The sequence below is a fragment of the Anoxybacillus sp. J5B_2022 genome (genome assembly GCF_026847645.1).
GTDB lineage: Bacteria > Bacillota > Bacilli > Bacillales > Anoxybacillaceae > Anoxybacteroides.
The window spans coordinates 1-2,668 of record NZ_JAPSMC010000117.1; the positions used below are offsets into that span (position 1 = coordinate 1).

Below are 2,668 nucleotides of genomic sequence, written 5' to 3' on the forward strand. Positions count from 1 at the left end.
GGTGTTCGTCCCCCGGAGCGATGGAGAAGTTGAGCGAGAAGATGTTATTTGCAAACGAAACAAGCCCGTTGGAACTGCCGCTCCATTTGGTCATTGGCATTTTGGCGATGAGTTTCGCCACTTTTTGCTCGTCATATTGCCATAAGCGCTTCGTTTCGCCGTCGGAGAAGTCGATGCGTTTTCGGTATTCTTTCTCCATAAAGTATTGATGGAAAAATGGCGCGACTTCGTTCGGCGTAATTGGCAAGTGCCAGCGCGACGGTCCGCGGTTGAGCATCGCCTGCAAGACAACCATTTTATAGCTTTTTGTCATCGTCGTTCGTTCGACTTCGACAAGCCATGATTCGTACTTTAAAAACACTTCTTTTTCCCGCTCTGACAATTCATCCGCCCAATAAAGAAATCCAACGTACGATTTAAACTCGTCCCTGTATTCTTTTGCTTCGCTTCGCCCGTGCAAATGCAGCTCTAAATACGTCGGGCGGCGGCCGAGTTCTTGCTTGAGTTCTTGATAGTCATATAGCAGTTTTTCGCGGCGCGGCTGACGCTTCCGCCTCATTTCTTCCAACAAGTCAATAACGCGCACGTCCAAGTCCATTTCGCATAGCTCTGGAACAGTCGGAAGCAGTTTTTCTCTCTTCTTGCTTGTTTCCCCACGTTTCGTGTCAAAAAGCGAAAGTTTCACATCCGCGTTGCGATAGTTCCCGATTAAGTCAATAATGACACAATATTGTTTCGCTGGATGAAGGCGCAAGCCGCGCCCGACTTGTTGCGTAAATACAGTGAGTGATTCTGTCGGACGGACGAATAATAGCGTATCGACCGCTGGAATATCGACACCTTCGTTAAATAAATCGACCGTAAAAATCGCATCTAATTCGCCTTTTTCGAGCATCGCAATTGCTTTCGAGCGCGTGATATGTACTTGCTTGGAATGCAAGCTAACCGTACGGTAGCCGTGTTCGTTAAAATAATTTGCTAAAAAATCCGCTTGGTGAATCGATGAACAAAACACGAGCGTTTTCGTTTGCCTATGTTTTTCCCAAGCTCGCAAAATATTTTCCGCCACTTCTGTGCGCAGCTGCGCCTGCAATAATTCTACTTCGTCATAGCGGTTGCCGCGCCACGTAATTTTCGTATAATCCGTATCGTCATACACGCCGTAATAACGGAACGGCGCAAGCCACCCGCGCTGCACTGCTTCGATAAAATCGATGCGGTACGCCACATTCCCGTCACAGATAGCATATACGTCTTTATAGTCATTACGGTCAGGCGTAGCCGTAATGCCAAGTAAAAACTTCGGCTGGAAATAAGCAAGCACCCGTTCATATGACTTCGCAGCGGCATGGTGAAATTCATCGATAACGATCAGATCAAACGCATCTTTCGCGAATATTTCGAGATGTTTTTTCATGCTTAACGTAAAAATCGACGCAAAGACGACATCGGCTCGTCCTTCTTTCACTTTGCCGTCATAAATCCCAAACGTCTTATCGGAAAGCACCCACGCAAACGACCGTTTCGCTTGATACAAAATTTCTTCGCGATGGGCGATGAACAGCACTTTGCCGAAGTTGCGGGCAAAAAAGGCTGCTAAATACGTTTTCCCAAGACCGGTCGCCATGACGACCATCGCCCGATCGTATCCTTCGGCATACGTCGCTTCCAATTGGGCGAGCGCTTCCACTTGCGCAAAACGCGGCTGAATCGTTCCATATGAGACGGTTGGATCATAAACGACTTCCGCTTCTTCTGCCGCTGACACTTCAGCTGGAAGCATCAGTTCCATTTCTTCCAACTGCGCCCACTGTCGCACTAAATTCGAATGACGCTGGTGATAATCAGCGTATTGCTTTTCATAGTCTTTTAATGTTTCCTCGTTTACTTGTACCGTTTGCTCGGCGTAAAAAAGCGTTAAAAACTCGCTCATTACTTCGACAAAGACGTTTTCTTCGACACATTTGTGCAGCCCGATGTTCCATTCGATGCCGCTCGTTAATGCCGAGCGCGATAAGTTGGACGAACCGATAATAAAATAGCCGTCGCTTTTATCTTCAAACAAATATGCTTTCGGATGAAAGGAAACGCCGTTGCTTTTCCATAAGCGGACTTCGATATTCGGATGGATCGATGTTAATTCTCGCAACGCATCCGGCTGTGTGACATACAAATAATCGCCAGCGCAAATTTTAATATCGGCTCCCCGCTCAGCTGCTTGCTTTAACGGTTCTTTGATGACTTCCACGCCCGACTTCATCACAAACGACGTCAATATATAAATCGTGGAGGATGTTTCGATATGTTCTTTTAGTTTTTCGATCAGATGGCTTTTGACAAACTCGACTTTACTCATCGTGTACCTCGATCAAAAAGATCTTTTCTTGAAAACCTCCCCGCTTTTCCGCTTTTTCAGCGCGGATCGCCTCGACTTGCTCAATCGTCGCCCCATGGCATTCGGCAAGTGCATGGATAATCTCCAACAAATCCGCCAACTCTTCTACTGCTGTCGCATCGTCTTTCGCGTTCATATATTCTTCCAGCTCTTCAAACGCTTTTTTTCGCAATTCTTGGCGGTATTCTTCATCGCTTAGTGTTCGCATCGCAAACGTCTTCCCTGCCGCTTCAATGATTTGTGGAATTTTGTCGCGGACAAGTTTGTTGTAAA

General features: G+C 46.7%; 2 protein-coding genes. Both read right to left on the reverse strand.

The window, feature by feature from the left end:
• Nucleotides 1–2,356 (reverse strand): DEAD/DEAH box helicase family protein (locus M4I42_RS16530; protein WP_268853143.1); only part of this gene is annotated, 2,356 nt, incomplete at its 3' end.
• On the reverse strand, nucleotides 2,349–2,668 hold a 320-nt coding region (locus M4I42_RS16535), incomplete at its 5' end, for a nucleoside triphosphate pyrophosphohydrolase (RefSeq protein WP_268853144.1). The genes M4I42_RS16530 and M4I42_RS16535, both read right to left, overlap by 8 nt.